The following is a 20,641-nucleotide window of genomic DNA, read 5'->3' on the forward strand; positions in this document are numbered from 1 at the left end:
AGTCGGGCGGCACCGTCGGCAGCACGTCGCCGCTCCGGCCTAGGGGGAAGGCTCGGTGGGCCGGCCGGGTCGGCGGGTGAAACGTCGTAGGCCCCGTCGCGTGGGACTGAGGGGCTGGTCCTCGGGGGCGATCGGGTTCTGGCCCGCGGGCAGGGCCGGCGCCGTGGCCGGGGCCGGTACGGACCGGCCGCGCCGCTCGAGCCGGCCCCGGACGGCCTGGGCCATGGCCTGGTGGGACGGTTCCAGCAGCAGGCCCTCCGACGACAGGTGCTCCCACATGTGCAGCAACTCCTGTCCCCGGGTGGCCACCTGGCCCTCGTCGATCAGCCGCTGCCACGCCGCGGTGGCGCGGGCCACCTCGGGCGCCGCCCGGTTCAGATCGGTGCGGCAGCGGATGCGTGCGACGGTCAGCGCGAGGACGGTGGAGAGCATGTAGTCGCCGCGCTGATACGCGAGGTACGCCTCGATCGCCCGCGCCTCCAGGGAGAGTTCGTCCTCCGCGCCCCTGCGCAGCGTGAGGTGCTCCCGCAGCGCGCTGGCGAGGACGAACGCGGCGTGCAGCTCCTCGCGCTGCGCGTGCTGGATGATGCGCTCGACGCGGGCGAGCGGAGGAAACGCCTCCTCCTCCGCGGCCGTGCGCTCGCGCCCGGGCGGCAGGTCCTCCTCGTCGGCGATGGTCCGGCTGGAGCCGTCGGGGTACACCCGCAGGCGGGCCACCTGCTGCACGGTGCGGTCGATGACGGTGGCCGCCACCGGAGCCCGCAGGGTGCGGGCGAACATGGCGATGGCGTCGAGTATCGCCTCGTTGGGGGGCCGTGTGCCGCCCATCTCCAGCAGATGGCCGTTGACCACCGTCGACCCGTCCTCGGCCACATAGGCGTCGAGCCGGATCAGCGGCGGTGCGCTGAGCGCGGGCAGGTTTCCCTCGTCACGGGGGGTCAGCGAGTAGGTCATCCGTTCAGACTCCGGGTCGGACGACACCGACGATGGGCATGGAGGCGGCCGGAGCGGTCGTGACCGTGCGTCCGGGCCGCGGGGCGTGGACGATCTGGCCGCCCCCTATGTACATGCCCACGTGCGTGGCGTCGTAGTAGATGATCAGGTCTCCGGGCTGCACGGAGGCCAGGCTGACCCGGGTCAGCCCCTGCCACTGCGCCTGCGAGGTACGGGGTATGGGGTGCCCGGCGGCCGCCCACGCCGTGGAGGTGAGTCCCGAGCAGTCGTACGACGAGGGCCCCACGGCGCCCCACACATACGGTTTGCCGATCTGCGCCATCGCGAAGTCGACGGCCTTCGCGGCCGCTCCGCTCGCCTTCGTCCGGCCACCGCCCGAGCCGGCCGAGGTGCCGCCCGCATCGGGCCCCGTCCACTGGGACTTGGCCTCCTGCGCCTGCTCCTTGTCCAACTGGGCCAGTTTGCGGGTCTGTTCCTTCTTGAGTCCCGCCTCGATCCGCTCGGCCTCGGCGATCTTCTTCTCGATCTTCCCCTTCGCCTCGGCCTTGTCCGCGCGGCTGCTCTTCAGCTCCCGCAGCTTCTCCGCGGCGGCGTCGGTCTGCCGGTCCAGCTCCACGCGGGCGCTCTTCTGGCTCTCGGAGACATTGACCAGATTCCGCAGGGCCTGACGGGCCTGGGAGGCGTCGTTGAGAGCCTGGTCGGGGTGGTCGCCGAGCAGCAACTGGATGCCCGTGGAGTCGAGATTGCCGCCGCGGTACTGCGTCCGGGCGGCCGCACCCGCGAGGTCGTGCAGATCGCCCAGCCGGCCCTCGGTACGGGCCAGGTCCTTGCGGAGCGACGTCAGCCGCTTCTCCTGCTCGGTCGCCTTCACGTCCGCGGTGTTGTACGCCTCGGTGGCCACCTCCGCCTCGCGGTAGAGGCCGTTCAGCTCGTTGTGGATGTGCTCGATCGACTGGTCGTCCTGTGGATCGGGTGCGCCCGGGGCCGCGTAACTCGGGCCGGGTAACAGGGTGATCGCACAGACGAGGGCTGCTATGGCGGCGCGGCTGCGCAGTCGTCTGCCGCCGGTCGACACGTTCATCGGCTCCATCTTCAGAGGTCGCGTGCAGGCGGCTCAGACAGGCGACTTGCCCATCGCGGTTGCCACCGCGGTTCTCACGGAGGACCGTTCGAGCCTCGAACACACTACCTCCCCCTGAACGGCGGCCCCTTGTATCCCCACACGTGTCGCAAACAGCACACGTTGCCCGAGCGGGTGCCGGCCTCTCCGGAGCCGGTCCCGGAGCCCCGGGGACTCAACGACTCGGAGAGCGACTGGTTGCCGAGGCGGCGTCGGAGGGTCGAAACAGCCCACGAGGCCGGGCTGGATCACGAGACAATGATCACTCGCCGCCCGCCCGTCCCGGGAGGTCCGCCGGCTCTCGTGGGTTCACGCGGGGTGCGGGGCTGACCTCCTGGCCCCCCGCCGTCGGCTGCGGTGGCCGCCCACCAGCCGGCAGACGACGTAGACGGTGAACGAGATGGTCGTCACGTAGGGGCTGATGGGGATGCTGCTGCCCAGGGCGAGCAGGATCCCGCCCTCGATCGAGAGCACGGCGAAGGCCACGCTGAGCAGCGGGAGCAGGACCGGTGAGGCCGTGACGCGGGCGGCGGCGGCCGCCGGCGTGACGACGAGGGTGAGGACCAGCAGGGCACCGACGACCTGCACGGACAGGGCGACCGTCAGACCGAGCACGAGCATGAAGGCGAAGGACAGCCCCCGCACCGGCACCCCGCGGGCCTCGGCGACGTCCGGGTCGGCACTGGCGAAGGCCAGCGGGCGCCAGATGACCGCGAGGACGACGAGGACGAGGGCCGAGGTGCCGAGCAGCCAGTTCGTCTGCGGGGTGTCGACGGCGACGATCTGTCCGGTGAGGAGGCCGAACTTGTTGGCCGCCCGGCCTTTGTAGAGGGCGAGGAAGAGCACGCCGAGGCCGAGGCCGAAGGGCATCAGGATGCCGATGGCCGAGTTACGGTCCCGGGCGCGCGCTCCGAGGATGCCGATCGCGCCTGCCGCGACGAGTGAGCCGGCGATCGAGCCCGCCACGATGTCGACCCCCATGAGCAGCGCCGCCGACGCGCCCGCGAAGGACAGCTCGCTGATGCCGTGCACCGCGAAGGGCAGGTCGCGCATGATGACGAAGACCCCGGCCAGGCCGCCGACCAGGCCGAGCGCGGCACCGGCGATCAGGGAGTTGCGGACCAGCGCCAGCAGTTCGCCGTAGTTCTCGAAGCTGAAGATCTGCTGCCAGATCCCGTCGGCGAGCGTCATGAGCGGACTCCGTCGGTCCGGTGGGCTTCCCGGGCGGGGTGGTGAGGCGGTGCGGCGACCTCGTCGGGTGCTCCGACGACCACGACCCGGCCGTGCACACGGACGACGTCCACCCGCGTGCCGTACAACCGGGACAGCGATTCCGACGTCAGGACCTCCTGCGGTGTCCCGATCCGGTGGCCGCCCCGCGCCAGGTACAGCACCCGGTCCACCAGCCCGAGGACCGGGTTGATCTCGTGGGTGACGAAGACCACCGCCGTGCCGTGGGAACGGCGCCGGGCGTCCACCAGTTCGGTGACGGCCCGCTGGTGGTTCAGGTCGAGGGAGAGCAGCGGCTCGTCGCACAGCAGGATCCGCGGGTCGGTCGCCAGGGCCTGCCCGATGCGCACCCGCTGGCGCTCGCCTCCGGACAGCAGCCCGAGCGGGACATCGGCGTACGCCGACGCCCCGACCGCCGCCAGGATCCCGTCCACCCGGCGGCGGACGGCACCCGTGCCCGGCCTCGGCCCGAAACGGTGCCCGTCGATCCCGAACCGCACGAGGTCGCGGGCGCGCAGCAGCGCCTGCGCGGACAGGGCCGCCTGCTGCGGGACGTACCCGATGTGCCGGCCGCCCTTGAGCGCGGGCCGGCCGAGGACCGTCAGCGTCCCGGCGGACAGCGGCTGCCGGCCCAGCAGGGCACGGACGAGGCTGGTCTTGCCCGACCCGTTCGGCCCGAGCACGGCCAGGAACTCCCCTGGCCGTACGTCGAGATCGAGGCCCTGCCAGACCACCCGCTCGCCGTAGGACACGGCGGCTCCGCGGAGGCTGAGCACCGGTGCGGTGCCGCTGCCGCCGGCCTCGGCGCCGCCCTGGCGGGAGTGCGGTACGGGGGTCACGGCCGTTCGCCTCACTTGGCCAGCGCGCTCGCGAGCGCGTCGACGTTGGATGTCATCCAGCCGAGGTAGTCCTGGCCCTTGGGCAGCGTCTCGGTCACGGGTACGACGGCGATGCCGGCGGCCTTGGCCGCGTTCTCGACCTTCTCCGTCTGCGGGCCGGAGGTCTGCGCGTTGTAGACGAGCGCCTTGACCTGCTTGTCGCTGTACAGGGCCAGGGTCTCCCGGAGGGTCTTCGGGGAGACGTCGCTGCCTTCCTCGACGGCCGCGCTGAACTCCGCGGGCGTCTTGTCGACCAGGCCGCTCGCCTCGGTCATGTACAGCGGCACCGGCTCGGTGATGCCGATGCCCTCACCACCGTGTTCCTTCTTGATCTGCGCTTCCTTCGACTCCAGCGGGGTGAGCTTCGCCTTGAAGGTCTCGGCGTTCCTGGTGAAGGCCGCGGCGTCGGTGGCATCGGCCTTGCCCAGGGCGGTGGCGATGCTGTCGGCGATCTTGGCGACGGTGGGGAAGTCGTACCAGACGTGCTCGTTGAGCTCGCCACCCTTGGGGGCGGTCCTGCCGGAGACCTCGACGGCGTTGATCACCTGGGCGGTGGAGTCGCTGCTCTTCAGCATGCGGTCGACGAAGTCGTCGTAGCCCCCGCCGTTCTCGACGACGACCTTCGCCTTGGACAGGGTCAACTGGTTCCGGGTGTCGGCCTCGTAGGAGTGCGGGTCCTGGTCGGGGTCGCTGATGATCGAGGTGACGTCGACATGGTCGCCGCCTATCCGCTCGACGATGTCGCCGTAGACGTTCGTCGAGGCGACCACCGGGATCCTGGACGAGGAGGCCGAGTCCGACGCGGTACTCCCGTCGCTTCCGGAGTCCGACGAGCTGCCGCAGCCGGCCAGGAGGGCCAGGGAGGCGCCGGCCATGAGCGCCAGGCTGCGGGACGGGGACGGGGGCATGGGTCCTCCACGACGGGTTGGAGCGGGAGTCTTCGCAAGGGCGGGAAACAGCCGGCCGAGACCGGACACCCACACGCTAGATGGAAATGAATGTCAGGACCATGGCTGGATCCGATAGATGTGAAAATCATTGCCAATGCTTGAAGCGGCGGCCGCGGTCGCCGCGTGCGGGCATGTGCGGGTGGCAATACCTGTCGTTTTACGTCTTGCGTCTGTGGTTCGAGGGTGTCGCGTCGGCTGTCACGAGGTGTCCGATCCTGAGCGCTTAATGACGGTTGTAGGCGGAAATGATTACGCCCGAACGGTCGTCGGAGCCGCTCGGCCGATGCGGGCCGAAAGGGAAGGTGCCTGTCGTGGGAGTGCCCCTGTATCTGCGACCACGACTGGAACCCCCGCTCAGCTCGCTGCTGGAAGCCGGACCGTTCCTGCACTCACTCGTCGACGCCCTCGGTTCGCCGCTCAACGTGCTGTTACCGGACCGGATCGCCGAGAACGCCGAGCGCTTCCGGGCCGTCTGTCGCGCGCACCACCTCGCCGGGCGGGTGTACTTCGCGCACAAGGCGAACCGGTCCAGCGCGCTGGTGCGGCGGTTGGCGGCGGCGGACCCGGCCGGGGTCGGCATCGATGTCGCCTCCCTGGGGGAGCTGCAACACGCCCTGGGCGGCGGCTTCACCCCGGACCGGATCATGGCCACCGGCCCCAAGGCGCCGGAGTTCCTGTGGCTGGCCGCCCGCACCGGGGTGACGGTGAACCTCGACTCGCCCCACGAACTCGACCAACTGGCCGAGATGGTGAGGAAGTACGACCTGCCGCGCGTCGATGTCCTGTTGCGGCTCTCCGAGTTCGATTCGGAGCGGGACGTCCAGGGCGTGCGCGTGCTGTCGCGGCGCAGCCGCTTCGGCTCGCCGGCCGGGGACGTCGGCGACCTGCTCTCCGCCCTCGAACGACACCGTGACGCCGTCGAGTTGACGGGCATCGCCTACCACCTGGACACCACCGCCCAGGCGGAGAAGACCCGTGCCCTGGAGCGCTGCGTGAAGGTCATGGACGAGTGCCGGGCCCGGGGCCTCTCACCACGCGTCCTCGACATCGGCGGCGGCTTCGGCACCGGCTATGTCGCCGATGCCGGCGAGTGGGAGCGCTACACCACCGCGCTGACCGAGGCGGTGCTCGGCACCCGCCCGCCGCTGACCTGGCGCGGCCACGGCTACGGGCTGCGCAACGAGGGCGGCACGGTACGCGGCACGGCCGCCCTCTATCCGGCGCACCGCCCCACCGCCGGCCCCGGCTACCTCGACGAACTCCTCTCCCTGCCCGCGCCCTCCCTGGGCCGCCCGTCGGCCACCCTGCTCCTGGAGCACCTGTACGACCTGTACACCGAACCGGGCCGGGCCCTGGTCGACCAGTGCGGGCTCTCCCTGGCGCGCGTCCTGGACGTACGGCGCACAGAAGGGACTTCGGGCTCGGGTGCGTATCTGGTGCGCCTCGGCATGAACGCCGGCGACATGAGTCTGGAGGAGCACGGTGTGCTCGTCGATCCCGTGCTCCTGCCTCGCCCGGGAGCGGAACCGGATGCCGGCGAGGACCCGGTGGGGGTGCATCTCGTCGGCAATCTCTGCCTGGAGGCCGATCTGATCACGCGCCGCACGGTCTTCCTGCCCCGGCTGCCGCGCGCCGGGGACCTGCTCGCCTTCGCCAACACCGCCGGTTACGCGATGGACTTCCACGCCCATCACGCGCAACGGCAGCCGGACGCCCGGACCGTGGCCGTCGTACGAGAGGGGGACTCCTGGCGCTGGTGCCTGGACGAGGAGTACTGGCCGATCACACATCCCGGGGGAGCCTGGTCATGAGGTACGACAGCATCACGGAGGCCATCGGCAACACACCGCTGGTACGCATCGACCCGGCCGTGCACGGCCTGCGCCGCATCGACCTGTACGCGAAACTGGAGATGCTCAACCCCTTCGGCTCGGTCAAGGACCGGCCCGCCTGGAACATGGCCCGCCCGCTGCTCGAAGCCGCCGAGAACGGCGAGACGGTCGTGGAACTCTCCAGCGGCAACACCGCCAAGGCCCTCGCCCTCCTCGCCGGGATGCACGGCCTGCGCTTCAAGAGCGTCACCAACCGGATGCGGGTACCGGAGATCAGGGAACTGCTCCTGCTGCTGGGTGCCGAGATCGAGGAACTGCCCGGACAGAGCGAATGTCTCGACCCGACCGACACGGACGATCCGCTGACCCGCTTCCACCAGGCGCTCTCCGAGCCGGGAAGCACGTATCTGCACACCGATCAGTACTTCAACCCGCTCAACACCGAGGCGCACGCGGCGGGCACCGGCCCGGAGATCATCAAGGACCTGGACGGACGCGCCCCCGACTGGTTCGTCGCCTGCGTCGGTACGGCAGGTTCCTCGACCGGCGTGGCCAGGGTGCTGCGCGAGCACGACCCCGACGCACGGGTCCTCGGCCTGGTCGCCGACAAGTCGGACTTCATCCCCGGTATCCGCACCATCGACGAGGTGCACCAGGTAGGTCTGTTCGACCCGGCGACGTACGACACCATCGAGTCGGTGACCTCCGAGGAGGCCATCGAGGGCATGCTCACCCTCATCCGCCGCTGCGGACTGCTGTCCGGACCGACCGGCGGCGCCGCCTACCTGGGCGCCGTACGCCATCTGCGGTCCCTGGAAGCGGAGTTGACGGATGCCGCGCCGCGTCGCACGGCGGTCTTCATCGTCTGCGACCGGGCCGAGAGCTATCTGAGCTACGTACGGCAGCGCCGCCCCGAACTGCTCGGCGGGCCGCGCCGGGGACACTCCGTCACCGCCCTCACCGACGCCGAGGTCCGGGCCAAGGCGCGGACCGTGGACACCGACGGCGCGCGGCGCTGGATCACCGCGGGCGAACCGCGCCCGCTCGTCGTCGACCTGCGCGGCCCGCATGCGTACGCCGCGCTGCACATCGAGGGCTCCGTCAACATCGTCGACGAGCTCTTCGACGAACTCGTCCGCGCCGGCCTGCCCTTCAGCAAGGCGCAGCCGGTGCTGCTGGCCTGTCCGGTGGGCGAGAAGTCCGCCCGGTACGCGGCGCTGCTGACCCGGCTGGGGCACCCGGACGTCCGCAGCCTTGCCGGCGGGATCGTCGCGTGGCGGGACGCGGGTGCGCCGCTGGTGCGGGAATGAGCGTCGAGTCGACCCGCCAGGCCGAATCGGTGCTCTGGCAGCGGGAGTTGCGCGAGCAGTTCCCCATCATCACCGCCCACCCCGAACTGGCCTACTTCGACAGCGCGGCCACCTCGCAGAAACCCCGTGCCGTACTGGACGCCGTACACGCCTATCTCACGACGGCCAACGCCAACGCGGGCCGCGGCACCTACCCGTGGGCCAACCGGACGACGGACCTGGTGGAGCGGACCCGGCAGCGGGTCAAGGAGTTCCTCGCCGACCCGGAACCACGGCGATCCACCGTCCACTTCACCAGCGGGACCACCGAGGGGCTGCGTACCGTCGCCCGCGACTGGCTCACCCGGTGTCTCACCGACGGCGACGAGATACTCGTCCCCTTCGCGGATCACCGGGCGAACCTCGACCCCTGGCTGGAGGCGCAACGGCTGCTGGCCGACCGGGGGATCGGCATCGGAGTGAGCGCACTGCCGTACCAGACGCGGTCGGGCGACTACGACCACCGGGCGCTGGACGACCTGGTCGGCCCGCGCACCCGTTTCGTCGCCGCCACGCACGTCCACCACGTGTACGGCGGCGACATGAACGTGCACCGCATCCGCGCGGCCGTCGGCCCGGACGTGCCGATCTGCCTGGACGCGGCCCAGAGCGTCGGCCATCTCCCGGTCTCCGTGGCCGAGTCCGCGCTCGACGTCGACTTCGTCGTCTTCTCGGGACACAAGGCGCTGGCGCTGCCCGGCACCGGGGCGGTGTGGGCGAGGAACGCGCGCGGCCCCGTGTTCGAGCCCGGCGGCTGGCAGGGCACGCCCAACACCGTGGGCATCGCCTCCCTGGAGGCCGCGCTGGACTGGCTGGGCGCGGCGGGGACGGACCGGATCGCCCGCTGGACGGGCGCCCTCACGGCCCGGCTGACCGAGGGACTGCGGCACCTCGGCTCGTACGAGATCCTGGGCTGCCAGTCCAGTCTCGGTGCCGACTCCGCCCTGCCCGCCGCCCAGCGACGCCACGGCATCGTCACCTTCCGGCACCACGGCATCCCCTCCGACGACCTCGGCTTCATCCTTTTCAGCTACGGCTTCATGGTGCGGGCGGACAGCCTGTGCCAGGCCGGGGCGACCGCGAAGGACGGTTCGGTACGGGTGAGCCTGCATGTGTACAACACGGAGGCGGAGATCGACCGTCTGCTGCTGGTGCTCGCGTCACTGGACTGAACAGACAGGACTGAATGCAGGACGCAGGGACGAATGAAAACCGTTTCCACCTGTAGATTCGGCGGCATCGACGACAGGTGAGCGACGGAAGAGGTGGCGCGGCCAGATGGGCGTGAGCATGGCGACGGCCAAGCACTGGGTGGAGCGCTGGGAGCGACAGCAACAGCGTTACGCCGTCGACCGCGAGGAGCGGTTCACCGTGATCGCCGATGTCGTCGAGCATGTCTCGGCCGGCCGGCCCCGGCCGCTGCTGCTGGACCTGGGCTGCGGCCCGGGCTCGCTGGCGGCGCGGCTCGCCCGGCGGTTGCCGGACGCGGAGATCGTCGCCGTCGACATGGACCCGCTGCTCCTGGAACTCGCCCGAAGCCACCACGCGGGCGCCGCCCGCTACGTCGACACCGTGATCGGCGACGACGGCTGGACCGACGCCCTCGACCTGGACCGCCCGCTGGACGCGGCCGTCTCGACCACGGCCCTGCACTACCTCCCCGAGCCGACGCTGCTGCGCACCTACCGCCGCCTCGCCGCACTCCTGCGCCCCGGCGGGATCCTCGTCAACGGCGACCACTTCCCGGCGGCCGGCCCGCCCTGCGCCGAACTCGCGGCACTCGTGGGCCGCCGGCGGGCCGAGCGCTCGCGCTCCGACGCGCACGAGGACTGGCGGTCCTGGTGGAACGCGGCGGCCGCGGAGCCCGAACTGGCCGACCTGCTGACCGAGCGTGAGCAGCGCATGGCCGCACATGGCGGGGCCTGCGGCGACCACGACCTGACAGCGGCCCGCCATACCGAACTGCTCCGGCAGGCGGGCTTTCGTCATGTCGCCCCCGTCTGGCAGTTCGGCGACAGCCACGTCCTCGTCGCCGTCAAGGACTGACCCCTGCGGAGGGGTCGGAGGCCGAGGCTCATCAGGATCTCGTCGCGGTCGTCGCCCCGTCGTGGACGGCCCGTCCGGTGCCGCGGCGGCGACGCGCGGAGGCGATCGGCGTGTGTCGCGACGGTCAGGGCGTGCTGTGCCCTACGCCCAGCAGCCGTTGACCGTGGCGGCGAGGCCGTCGAGGGCGTCCTTGGTGGCGGCCGGGTCGGCGGTGGAGTCGTTCTCGATGAAGGAGAAGATCTTCCAGCGTCCGTCTTTGGCCTTCGTCAGTCCGCTCAGCGCGATCGCGCCGGTCAGCGTGCCCGTCTTGGCGCTGACCTTCCCGACGGCGCACTGGGAGTCCGCGGTGTCGAACCGGCCCCACTCGGGGCCCAGCGTCGAGCCCGCCTCGCCCGCGACGGGCAGACCGTCCACGATGTACTTCAGGGTCTGGCTGTTGGCGGGGTCGTCGGCCAGGTCGAGGAGGTCGGCGATGGTCTGTGCCGGGATGCGGTTGGCGCGGGACAGCCCGCTGCCGTCGTGGATCACGAAGTTGTCCAGGGACACGCCGTATTGACCGAGGATCTGGCGTACGACCGCCGTGCCGTCCTCGAAGGTGGCCGGGCGGCCGGCGGCGAGCGCGGTCGTCCGCAGCAGGGTCTCGGCGATGTCGTTGTCGCTCACCTTGAGCATGTGCTCCACGATGGCCGACAGCGCGTCGGACCGGTGCTGTGCCACGGGGACGGTTTTGGTGCCGGCGACGCCGTGGGTGACGGTCCCGGTGACGGTGACACCTTGCTCGGCGAGGAGTTCGGCGAAGGTCTGACCGGCGTCCAGGGACGTGTCCGTGACGTGGTGTCCGTCGACCACCAACGCCCGTACCGGGGCGACCGAGTCGGGGTAGTAGCCGTCGTTCCAGCCGGTGGCGAGCGTGGGCTCGGGGAAGAGGCTGTCGTCGACCCGCACCTTCACCGAGGTCAGGCCCGCGTTCTTCAGGCCCGCCACGGCGGTCTTCGCCATCGCCTCGAGGTCGGCGGAGGTGAGGGTGCGGTCCCCGCCTCCGACCAGGGTGAGGGTGCCGTCGCCGTAGACGACCTTCGTGGTGAAGCGGTGGTCGGGGCCGAGGACCGTCAGCGCGGCGGTCGACGTGGCCAGCTTGGTGTTGGACGCGGGCATCAACGCGGTGGTCGCGTCGTGACCCCATACGGCCTTGTTGGACGAGGCGTCGATGACGACACCGCTCAGCGTGCTGCCCAGACGGGTGTCCAGGATGCGGGTACCGAGGTTGTCCGCGATCTTCTGCTCGGCGGGGTCGAGCGTGGCGGCGGTGGTCTTGGAGGCGGTCTTCCCGGCGGCGAAGGCGGACGTGCCGAACAGGATCGTCCCGGCCACGGGGGCGGTCACCGCGATGACGGCGGCACGGCGGAGCGCCGGACTGATCGTTCTGCTCTTGCGGTGGCGTCCGCCCGCGCTGTCGACGGAGGGCGAGTTCAGCATGGGGGCCTCGGTACGGGGTGGGTGAGTGGGGGGAGGTGCGGAAGATCCAGGGATCTTGGAAGGGAAAGTAACAGCTGTAACTGCCGTTACCCGTGGGTACGTTGTGAAGCCGGGGAGCCTGGCCGGTTTGTGATGGCCCGCCAGGGCGATCCCCGGCCTCGGGACCGGCGTCACGGCGTGCCGAGGATGGGGCCGAACGCGGAGAGGGGAGCGGTGGTCGCCGCTGTCCTGGTGCCGGCGCACGGGGTCGCCCACGACGAATCCGCACATGCGGTCCACGCCGAACCCAGAAGGCCCAGGGCGTGTGTCGAGTCGTGATCAGCGGGCGGTCCGGGTGAGGTCTCTGTTCCGGATCGGCGTGGCGCGTGGGTGGAGTCCGGCGAGGTGACTTCCGGGGGTCTCGTCGTGACCGGTCCCCTTGACTCTCAGGTCGCTTGAGATCTCATAGTGGCGGGTGTGAACGAGCTCTACTCCATCGGGGACGTCGCCCGCCGCACGGGCCTGAGTGTGAGCGCGATCAGGTTCTACGCCGACGAGGGTGTCGTCGCGCCCACCGGCCGCACCGAGGGCGGCTTCCGGCGGTACGACGTGCCTGCCGTCGCGCGGCTCGAACTCGTGCGGACCCTGCGCGACCTGGGTGCCGGCCTGGACGACATCCGCCGGGTGCTGGCCGCGGAGACCACTCTGCACGACCTTGCCGTCACACATCTGCGGCTGGTCGAGGACCAGTTGCGGCAGTTCCGGGCGCGCCGTGCCGTGCTACGGGCCATCGTGCGGCAGCACACCAGGGCGGAACAGGTGAGTCTGATGCACAAGCTCGTGTCGATGTCCGACGACGACCGTGACCGGCTCATCGACGAGTTCTGGGACTTCGTGACCGACGGTCTGGACGTCCATCCCGGCTATGTCGAGCGGCTGCACAGCCGGCGGCCACGGCTGCCCGAGGAGCCGTCGGCCGAGCAGGTGGAGGCCTGGATCGAACTCGCCGAGATCGTGCAGGACGGGGAGTTCCGCACGGCGCTGCGGGACTTCTTCCACCGCACGTTCGGTACCGAGCAGGGCAGGCTGATGGCCTCACCGGAGATGACGGCCCGCGTCGAGAGGCATCGGCGGCTTCTCCTGGAGGCACAGGCCTCCCAGCGGGCCGGGGTGCCCGCGGATGCGCCGCAGGCCCGGGATGTCGCCGAGCGTGTGGCCGCCGACTCGGCCGAGTTGGCCGCCGCCATGACAGGGGAGCACGACGTCGACAAGGCCCGGCGCGGCATCGTCGAGTTCGACCGGAACGGCAGGGCGGCGCGGTCGTCGGCCAACGTGACCGGCCTGAAGCTGCTGACCAGGTACCACTCCCTGGTGGCGACGGTCAACGGTACGCCCAGGCCGGACCCGGACCCGGACCGGGCGGCGGCAACCCGAGCGTGGATGGCCGCCGCCCTGCGCCAGGGCACGTAGTGAGCGTGATCGATCTGCGGCTTCGCCCTCGTGGCGCGGTCCGGGCCGGCGGCTCGTCCCTGCCGTCGCAGGAGGCGCTTCCCTGGTGAAGCAGCGAACTCGGTGGCGGCTCGGCGATTGACGTGCGGAGACGTGAAGATTAGACTTCCATGGAAGTTAACTTCCGAAGAAGTGCAATAGTTCGATGCTCGCGGAGCTCGGTCAAGGAGAGTGGTTCTCGTGACGTTGCGGGCGGACAGGAATTCCCGGGCCGAGACGTCGGAGCTGAGCGAGATCGCCGCTGCCTGGACAGCCGAACTGCCCGATGTGGATCTCGCGCCCTTTCTGGTTTCCGCCGGAATCCTGCGCCTCGCGCAGCAGGTCGAGCATGCCTTCACGACTCTCGCGCGAAGCAGCGGTATCGGTCCCGGTGACCTACGCGTGCTCTTGGCACTTCGCAGGTCCGCGCCGGAGTACGCGATGAGCCCGACGGCGCTGTTCAAGCGGCTGATGATCACTTCGGGAGCGGTCAGCAAGCAGGTCGACCGCCTCGCCGAGCTGGGGCTGGTCGAACGCGTACCGGATCCCGAGGTCCTGCGCGGGGTGCTGATCAGCCTGCGGCCGGGCGGGCGCGCTATCGCGGAGAACGCGATGCGTCGGATCGCGACGTCCTTCTGCGGCCTGGAGCACCTGAGCGCTGCCGAGGCGAACCAGGCACTCGACGTGCTCAGCGGCTTGCAGCGGACGATGGACGCGGCCGCGACCACGGACCGGACATGACGGGCGTGAGACGGAGGCCATGATGTCACTCGCCGTTCCCTATGCTGTCAACGCGACCTCGATGCCGCACTCGACCGTCTGGGACGACATCGAGAACGCGGCCGCGACCGGCACGCGCGGCCTGGGACTCTGGGAGCGCAAGCTGGCCGGCGTCTCGGACACGGAGGTCGCGCACCGGATGCGCGCGGCCGGGATCTCCGCGACCTTCTGCGTGCCGGCCGTCAACTGCATCCTTCCCTCCCAGATCGACCCTCCCGGCGCGCCCCAGGACATCCTGGCCAGACGCGACCTCATCTGCGCGAGCATCGAGCGGCTCGCGGCGTTCTCGCCGGAGGTGGTCACCATCGCCCCCGGGGCGTCCGGAGACCCCGACGAACCGGCGGGTCCGCTGGACGCCGTCCTCGAGGTCCTGCCCGCCATCGCGGACACCGCCGCGGCCTGCGGCGTCCGTATCGGACTGGAACTGCTGGCCCGGCGGCGAGGCTCGACGGTGCCTTCGATGCGCGAGTTGGTCGAGGTCGTCGACACCCTGGGCCGGGACAACGTGGGGATCATGTTCAGCGTCTTCCACAGCTGGTCCGACCCCGGGCTGCAGGAAGATCTGCGCCGGTACGCCTCGCGGATCAACAGTGTCCAGGTGTGCGACATCCGCGATCCGGAGCGCTGTGCGTTCGACCGCGAGCTTCCGGGACAGGGGCGAGGAGTCGCGCCGGAGATCATGGCCACTCTCATCGAAGCCGGTTATCGCGGCTGGTGGGAGCTGGAGATCTTCTCCGACGACGGAACCTACGGCACCGTACTCCCGGACTCCTACTGGGCCATGCCGCCGAAGCGTTTTCTGCTCCAGGCGCGCGAAGCCTTCGACCGGGCTCACGCGGCGGCGCTCCACATCGTGGCGAAGCGGGAAGGCCGAAGGACGCGACGACCATGACCGAGGACCTCCCCGAACGCTCGCTGCCACGACGCATCTTCGGCCTCCTCGACATCGTCGCGACGGCCCCGCACCCCCTGACGCTGAGTGAGATCGCACGCCGCGCCGGCCTCCCGGTCTCCACGGCGCACCGCTTGCTGGGCGAGCTGCTCCAGGGCGCCGTGCTGGTCCGCACGGCATCCGGCCGGTACCAGCTCGGGGAGCACATCTGGCGCCTCGGCGCCGCCGCGCCCTGGGAGCGGGAGCTGCGCAGAGCCGCGGCGGTACACCTGCACGCCTTGGCGCGCCGCACCGGCGCGGCGGTGGCACTGGCGACACTCAGCGGCGAGCACCTGGTGTGCCTTGACACCATTGCCGCGCCCGGCGTCGGCCTCGTACTCGCTGCTTCCGGCGACGAACTCCCCCTGACGGCCACGAGCGCGGGAAAGGCACTCCTGGCGACCACGGCACGGGACCGGCTGGGCACCGTGCTGAGCAGACCACTGCCACGCCTGACCCCCTTCACCCTCGTGGCACCGCACCTGCTCGTGGCACAAGTGGAACGTGCCCGGCGGAACGGCTACGCGACCGCACACAACGAAGCCGCTGCCGGCCAGGCTTCCATCTCGGTCGAGGTGCCCACCGGGCCGGACCGCGTGCCCATGGCACTGACCGTGCTGACGCCCGCGCCGCACCACGCCCTCACGCGGATGCTGCCCCCGCTTCGCGCGGCCGCCACCGCGATCTCGGCTGCCGTGGCGGCCCCGCACCCCCCGGTCTGACACCGACGCACTGCTCACCCGGGAAGCGAGTCACGGTACGCCGAAGGTTCGTATCGATCGTCGCCCCCCGTTTTCGTCTCACAGGAACCGCTGCAGGTGGGCGTCGCCGGGGAGCCAGGGGAGCCAGGGGCGTTCGGCGGTCGCCGGGGTACCGGTGTGGAGGAAACGGGACCACGCTCGCTGCAACGTGGCCGACAGGTCCGCCGCCCGGACGTCGTGTTCGTAGAGCACGGCGAATTCGGCGGCGGCGAAAGTGCCGAACAGCAAAGGGATCTCGATGGTGTGTGTCGCAGCGAGCCGACCGTCCCAGGCCGGGCTGGGATGCGCGTACTGGGCGCGGAACACTCTCGAACCGGTCGCTGCCACACGGCCGGCCCACTGGTCGGCCGGCCGGGTGTACAGCTGCTCGGTGATGATCGCCGCCGCCGCGGTGCTCGGCGTCGCAGCGGACTGAAACGCCGCTGCGTACCGTTGCGCGACACCCGGTCCCAGCATGGCGGTGAGCACGGAGACCGCCTTGTCACCACTGACGTCCTCGGGCCACTCGTCGTCGACGAAGAAGAAGGTTCCCTCGTCTGCCGTGGTCGTGATCAGAGTCGGGCGCACAGGTGCGGCAGACTGCAGATCGGCGAGCGGACCTGCCAGCCATCCGGTGGCGGTCGGCCAGAAGCGATGTTCCGCGCCGATGTCCCGGGTCGCGGAGAGGACGTGCGCACCGGGCACGGATCCCAGTTCGGACACCCGGACGCCGAGCCGGGACGCCAACGCCTCGACTGCCCGCTCCGACGCCGCCGGTGACTGGAGAGCCGGGACGCCGCTGTGCAGCACCGTCTGGGCGAAGAGGTGGCTGTACGCGGGCGACAGGGACAGCAGGGCGACGCACATCGCTCCCGCGGATTCACCGCCCAGCGTCACGCGCCCCGGGTCACCGCCGAACGCGGCGACGTTCTCGTGTACCCATGCGAGTGCCGCCACGAGATCGCGCAGGCCGAGGTTGGCCGTGTCCGCCCCCAGCGAATCGTGGCAGGCGAAGCCCAGGGCTCCCAACCGGTAGTTGACCGTCACGACCACGGCCGACGCCGCTTCCGCGAGCAACGCTCCGCGCAACGCGGGCACGGAGCCCGCCCCGTTCGTGAAGGCACCGCCGTGCACCCAGACCAGTACCGGAAGGCCGGAGGGCGCGTCGGCCGGTGTCCACACATTGAGGCTCAGGCAGTCCTCGTCGGTGGCTCCGGGATCCCCCTGCAGCAGGCGAGCGCGGGCACTGCCGGGCTGCAGCGGTGCCGCACCGAACCGGGTGGCATCGCGCACGCCGCCCCAGGCGGGGGCGGGCCCCGGCGGCAGAAACCGCCGCGGCCCGACGGGCGCCGCCGCATACGGGATTCCGAGGAACTCGTCGACGGTTCCGGTGCGACGGCCTCGCAGACGACCGGCGCGCACGTCGACCTCGACCGAATCCCCGTGCGTACCTCTCATGTCCCGGCCCCCAGCCGGCTACGAGCGGGCTCGACATCCTGACCGGCCACCGCTCCTCCTTGAACAGACGGTCCGACGCTCGGCCCCTCAGGCAACGCCCTCGTCTCAGGGCTTGGCAAGCAGGGTTTTCCGCCTCGTGGGAAACGGGGCCGGGCTCGTCACGGCCGTTGACACCGGTCGAATTCGCGCTTAGCTTCCAAGGAAGTTCACTTCCATGGAAGTAACTGAAGTGGCCGCTCGAACGGCCAGGGCGGGGACCATCAACGACGAAAGGACCCCAGCATGCTCACCACCGAGGAAAACGAGATCCTCACCCGTGTGGGACCCGACACCCCCATGGGCCGCATGATGCGCCGGTTCTGGTTCCCGATCTGCACCTCTGCCCAACTCCCCGAGCCCGACAGCGACCCCCTGCGCACCAGCCTGCTCGGTGAGAACCTCGTCGTCTTCCGCGACTCCGACGGCCAGGTCGGCGTACTCGAGGAGCTGTGCATGCACCGCGGCGTCTCCCTGGCCCTCGGCCGAGTCGAGAAAGGCGGCATCCGCTGCCTCTACCACGGCTGGAAGTTCGCCGCCGACGGCACCATTCTCGACACGCCCAACCACTGCAACGCCCGCTTCCGCCAGCGCATGAAGGCCCCGGCCTTCCCCGTCCGCGAGGCCGGGGGACTGGTGTGGACCTACATCGGGCCCAAAGACCAGCAGCCGCCCTTCCCTCATTACGCGTTCCTGGACGGCCCTGCCGAGCACCGCGCCGTGATCCGGCTCAACACGCCGGCCAACTATCTCCAGCTCTTCGAGGGCGGCGTCGACAGCTCACACGTCGGCATCCTGCACAGCAACCAGGCCAATCCGACGTGGATGGACGACGAGTTCACCGCTCGCGACGACGAGGACTTCAACCCCGGCGCCCTGGCCAGCGGCGACAACGCACCAACCCTCGACGTCGAGGACACCGCTTTCGGCTTCCACTACGTGGCCAAGCGGCAAGGACCCCCCGCCGCGGACGGCTCCGCCACCCACAGCGTCCGCATCACCCCGGCGATCCTGCCCGTCACCCGCATCATCCCCGCCCCCGCCTTCCAGTTCTTCGTCTTCGAAGTCCCGCAGAGCGACACGGTCACCAGCACCTACATCATCGCCCACGGTCCCAAGCCCATCGATCGCGCCGAGATCATCCGCATCATGGGCCTCAAAGAACCGTTCTGGAACGACGAGGACTGCGACTTCCGCGCCACCTGGGCCGACGGACTCGGCCAGGACCGCTCCCGGATGACCACCAGCTGGACCGGTTTCGACGGCATCGAGCAGGAGGACGCCGTTCTCGCGATCAGCATGGGTCCGATCCTCGACCGCAGCAAGGAACACATGGTCGCCGCCGACCGCGCCGTCATCCACCTCCGCGCCCGCCTCCTCGAATCCGTCCGCCACCACGAAGAAGGCCACGACCCGATCGCCCACGGCATCGACCTCACCCATGTACGGTCGCTGCCGGACACCGTGATCGCGGCGGACGACCACTGGCGGGACCTGGTGCCGGGCAACGTCGACGCCGGCGCGATCACCACGGCGGAGACCGCACAATCATGATCAACACCGTCGTACGCAGCACACGTCAGGTTGCCTCCTCCGTGCGGCTCCTTGAACTCGCACCGGTCGACGGCGGCCCGCTCCCCGCATTCGCCGCCGGCGACCACATCGACGTCGTGCCGGCCCCCGGACTGACCCGCAGCTACTCCCTGCTCGGCGCCCCCGGACCGAACCCGCCGTCCTACCAGATCGCGGTGGCACTCGACCCGGCGAGCCGGGGAGGCTCACGCGCTGTCCATGAGTCCGTCCGCGCCGGCTCCCGCCTGGTGATCAGCGAACCGGTCAGCGACTTCCCCCTCACCGAAACCGCCCCGCACAGCGTCCTGATCGCCGGTGGCATCGGCATCACCCCCATCCTGAGCATGGCCCGCCGGCTCACCCGGCTCAACGCGTCCTGGGAGGTGCACTACGCGGCACACGCACGCCACACCGCCGCGTTCCTCCCCGAGTTGTCCGCTCTCGCCGACTCCGGCGCCGGCCACCTCCGGACCTACCTCGCCGACGAGGACGGGTCACGCACACTCAAGATCGCCTCTCTGGTGGCCGACACCCCTGGAGCAGCCCACCTCTACTGCTGCGGACCGGCTTCGATGCTGGCCGACTTCGAGGAGGCGACCCAGGGACTCGAACCGGAACGCGTGCACCTGGAACGGTTCCGGGGAGACCCGCCGACCGCCTCGGGCCGAGGCTTCACCGTCGAACTCGCGCGATCCGCCAAGACCCTCCGCATCGCCCCCGAAGAGACCATCCTCGACGCGGTGCTCGACGCGGGTGTCGACGTCGACTTCTCCTGCATGGAAGGCATCTGCGGCTCCTGCCGCACCGCCGTGCTCTCCGGGGAACCCGAGCACCACGACACCGTCCTGACACCACAGGAACGCGCCGCTGCCGACACCATGATGATCTGCTGCTCCGGCGCCAAAGGCCCGCACCTTGTCCTCGACCTCTGACCACACCACCCCGGACAGCCACCACCACAAGGGGAGCAGATGAACACCGACGGATGGATCTGCTCGGTACTCGACCACGCCGGCGCCCAACTGCTCGCCCTCGAGAACGTCGGCCTCCACCCCACCGAACTGCGGGTCAGCAGCCCCGTCTACCGCAGCTTCCTGCGGCTGCGGCACCGCGAACTGGCCGACGGCAGCCCTCTCCTCGTCCTCGGCACCCCGGTCACCGAGGACCCCCAGCTCACCGCGGACGCCTTTCTTCTCCGGCCATGAACGCCCTGCCTGCCGCAGACATGCTTCCGGGGGCTCCGCTCAGCACCTCGGTGAATTCGGCGACCTGACGGAGCACTTGCCGTCTTCCACCAGAGGGGAGGACTTACTCGGCCATCCACGCGCCGGCACGCCGAGCCTGAACGCGACCTGAACGGCGGGACCGAGGTGCAACGGCGTGCAGGAGCAGCATGACCGCCGTCATGGCGAGCTCTTCTGCCCGAGTGGCTCGGGCAGTTGGGGCGTCTCGCGTCGGCCGCTGCCCGCCATGCGGGACACTGTGCGCAGAGGCGCGCAGGCGTCTTCTCGCCCGCCTCTCACCCTACAAACCGTAGTGTGGGGGTCTTCCTACGAGCTGTAGGAGGATCCGACTCCGTGGCGCGCGACGACGAGAGGTGCAGATGGCCGACGGCTCGAACGCCACGAAGACCGGTGTCCCACGCACGGGCCTCCCTCCGCAGGCCCTCCGGCGCCGGCGTGCGCGGGCCGAGCCCTGGCTCGCGGCGGTCGCGGCCGCCTTCACGCTCGCCCAGCTCGCCCTCGTACGGCCGGATCTCGGTCTCGGCTGGGACGAGACCGTCTACGTCAGCCAGGTCAGCGGTCATGTTCCCGCCGCCTAC

Annotated in this window: 18 protein-coding genes and 1 pseudogene; 12 read left to right on the forward strand and 7 right to left on the reverse strand. The window is 70.6% G+C overall.

Features of this window, described 5'->3' with window-relative positions; translation table 11 throughout:
• Window positions 1-39: 39 nt before the first annotated feature.
• From AB0D59_RS47805 to AB0D59_RS47825, 5 genes are all read right to left on the reverse strand, one after another.
• Window positions 40-954 carry a hypothetical protein gene (locus AB0D59_RS47805; RefSeq protein WP_362578395.1) on the reverse strand — a complete coding sequence of 305 codons (915 nt, stop codon included), beginning with the start codon at window positions 952-954 and terminating at the stop codon, window positions 40-42.
• A gap of 4 nt (window positions 955-958) precedes the next feature.
• Complete coding sequence (locus AB0D59_RS47810) at window positions 959-2,035, reverse strand: NlpC/P60 family protein (protein WP_362578398.1); 1,077 nt, start codon at window positions 2,033-2,035, stop codon at window positions 959-961.
• Between the two features lie 348 nt (window positions 2,036-2,383).
• Window positions 2,384-3,265 carry a metal ABC transporter permease gene (locus AB0D59_RS47815; RefSeq protein WP_362578401.1) on the reverse strand — a complete coding sequence of 294 codons (882 nt, stop codon included), beginning with the start codon at window positions 3,263-3,265 and terminating at the stop codon, window positions 2,384-2,386.
• Window positions 3,262-4,143, reverse strand: coding sequence for an ATP-binding cassette domain-containing protein (locus tag AB0D59_RS47820; RefSeq protein ID WP_362578404.1), 882 nt, complete (start codon window positions 4,141-4,143; stop codon window positions 3,262-3,264). Before AB0D59_RS47820 ends, AB0D59_RS47815 begins: the two co-directional genes overlap by 4 nt.
• An 11-nt stretch (window positions 4,144-4,154) precedes the next feature.
• Window positions 4,155-5,090: a zinc ABC transporter substrate-binding protein gene (locus tag AB0D59_RS47825; RefSeq protein WP_362578407.1), complete on the reverse strand. Its 936-nt coding sequence runs from the start codon at window positions 5,088-5,090 to the stop codon at window positions 4,155-4,157.
• A 353-nt stretch (window positions 5,091-5,443) separates the two neighbouring features.
• On the opposite strand from AB0D59_RS47825, the gene AB0D59_RS47830 reads away from it, so the two are divergent.
• The 4 genes from AB0D59_RS47830 to AB0D59_RS47845 all read left to right on the forward strand — a co-directional run bounded on the left by AB0D59_RS47830 (window position 5,444) and on the right by AB0D59_RS47845 (window position 10,359).
• Window positions 5,444-6,943 carry a Y4yA family PLP-dependent enzyme gene (locus AB0D59_RS47830; protein WP_362578410.1) on the forward strand — a complete coding sequence of 500 codons (1,500 nt, stop codon included), beginning with the start codon at window positions 5,444-5,446 and terminating at the stop codon, window positions 6,941-6,943.
• Complete coding sequence (locus AB0D59_RS47835; protein ID WP_362578412.1) at window positions 6,940-8,274, forward strand: pyridoxal-phosphate dependent enzyme; 1,335 nt, start codon at window positions 6,940-6,942, stop codon at window positions 8,272-8,274. Before AB0D59_RS47830 ends, AB0D59_RS47835 begins: the two co-directional genes overlap by 4 nt.
• Window positions 8,271-9,485 (forward strand): aminotransferase class V-fold PLP-dependent enzyme, encoded by a 1,215-nt coding sequence (locus AB0D59_RS47840; protein ID WP_362578415.1) that lies wholly within the window; start codon window positions 8,271-8,273, stop codon window positions 9,483-9,485. Before AB0D59_RS47835 ends, AB0D59_RS47840 begins: the two co-directional genes overlap by 4 nt.
• Before the next feature lie 106 nt (window positions 9,486-9,591).
• Window positions 9,592-10,359, forward strand: coding sequence for a class I SAM-dependent methyltransferase (locus AB0D59_RS47845; RefSeq protein ID WP_362578418.1), 768 nt, complete (start codon window positions 9,592-9,594; stop codon window positions 10,357-10,359).
• A 141-nt stretch (window positions 10,360-10,500) separates the two neighbouring features.
• Here AB0D59_RS47845 and dacB read toward each other — a convergent pair whose 3' ends face one another.
• Window positions 10,501-11,835: a D-alanyl-D-alanine carboxypeptidase/D-alanyl-D-alanine-endopeptidase gene (gene dacB / locus AB0D59_RS47850; protein ID WP_362578421.1), complete on the reverse strand. Its 1,335-nt coding sequence runs from the start codon at window positions 11,833-11,835 to the stop codon at window positions 10,501-10,503.
• A gap of 456 nt (window positions 11,836-12,291) precedes the next feature.
• Between dacB and AB0D59_RS47855 the strand changes: the two genes are divergently transcribed.
• The 4 genes from AB0D59_RS47855 to AB0D59_RS47870 all read left to right on the forward strand — a co-directional run bounded on the left by AB0D59_RS47855 (window position 12,292) and on the right by AB0D59_RS47870 (window position 15,735).
• The gene (locus tag AB0D59_RS47855; RefSeq protein ID WP_362578424.1) at window positions 12,292-13,284 is read left to right on the forward strand and encodes a MerR family transcriptional regulator; all 993 of its coding nucleotides are present in this window, start codon (window positions 12,292-12,294) and stop codon (window positions 13,282-13,284) included.
• A gap of 219 nt (window positions 13,285-13,503) precedes the next feature.
• On the forward strand, window positions 13,504-14,043 hold the full coding sequence (locus AB0D59_RS47860; RefSeq protein ID WP_362578427.1) for a MarR family transcriptional regulator: 540 nt from the start codon (window positions 13,504-13,506) through the stop codon (window positions 14,041-14,043).
• Window positions 14,044-14,104: 61 nt separating this feature from the next.
• Complete coding sequence (locus tag AB0D59_RS47865) at window positions 14,105-14,974, forward strand: sugar phosphate isomerase/epimerase family protein (RefSeq protein ID WP_362578429.1); 870 nt, start codon at window positions 14,105-14,107, stop codon at window positions 14,972-14,974.
• Window positions 14,971-15,735: an IclR family transcriptional regulator C-terminal domain-containing protein gene (locus tag AB0D59_RS47870; RefSeq protein ID WP_362578432.1), complete on the forward strand. Its 765-nt coding sequence runs from the start codon at window positions 14,971-14,973 to the stop codon at window positions 15,733-15,735. Before AB0D59_RS47865 ends, AB0D59_RS47870 begins: the two co-directional genes overlap by 4 nt.
• Window positions 15,736-15,813: 78 nt before the next feature.
• Here AB0D59_RS47870 and AB0D59_RS47875 read toward each other — a convergent pair whose 3' ends face one another.
• Window positions 15,814-17,211, reverse strand: a complete 1,398-nt coding sequence (locus AB0D59_RS47875; protein WP_362578435.1) for a carboxylesterase family protein — start codon at window positions 17,209-17,211, stop codon at window positions 15,814-15,816.
• A gap of 282 nt (window positions 17,212-17,493) precedes the next feature.
• Here AB0D59_RS47875 and AB0D59_RS47880 point away from each other — a divergent pair, with 282 nt between their 5' ends.
• The 4 genes and pseudogenes from AB0D59_RS47880 to AB0D59_RS47895 all read left to right on the forward strand — a co-directional run.
• Window positions 17,494-18,801 carry a Rieske 2Fe-2S domain-containing protein gene (locus tag AB0D59_RS47880; protein WP_362578438.1) on the forward strand — a complete coding sequence of 436 codons (1,308 nt, stop codon included), beginning with the start codon at window positions 17,494-17,496 and terminating at the stop codon, window positions 18,799-18,801.
• A complete protein-coding gene (locus AB0D59_RS47885; protein WP_362578440.1) occupies window positions 18,798-19,751 on the forward strand; it encodes a PDR/VanB family oxidoreductase in 954 nt (317 codons plus the stop codon). The genes AB0D59_RS47880 and AB0D59_RS47885 overlap by 4 nt, the downstream gene beginning before the upstream one ends.
• Before the next feature lie 39 nt (window positions 19,752-19,790).
• Window positions 19,791-20,024, forward strand: coding sequence for a hypothetical protein (locus AB0D59_RS47890; RefSeq protein WP_362578442.1), 234 nt, complete (start codon window positions 19,791-19,793; stop codon window positions 20,022-20,024).
• A gap of 398 nt (window positions 20,025-20,422) precedes the next feature.
• A pseudogene (locus AB0D59_RS47895) lies at window positions 20,423-20,641 on the forward strand (hypothetical protein); the annotation flags it as partial.

This window comes from Streptomyces sp. NPDC048417, assembly GCF_040651615.1.
Taxonomy (GTDB): Bacteria; Actinomycetota; Actinomycetes; order Streptomycetales; family Streptomycetaceae; genus Streptomyces.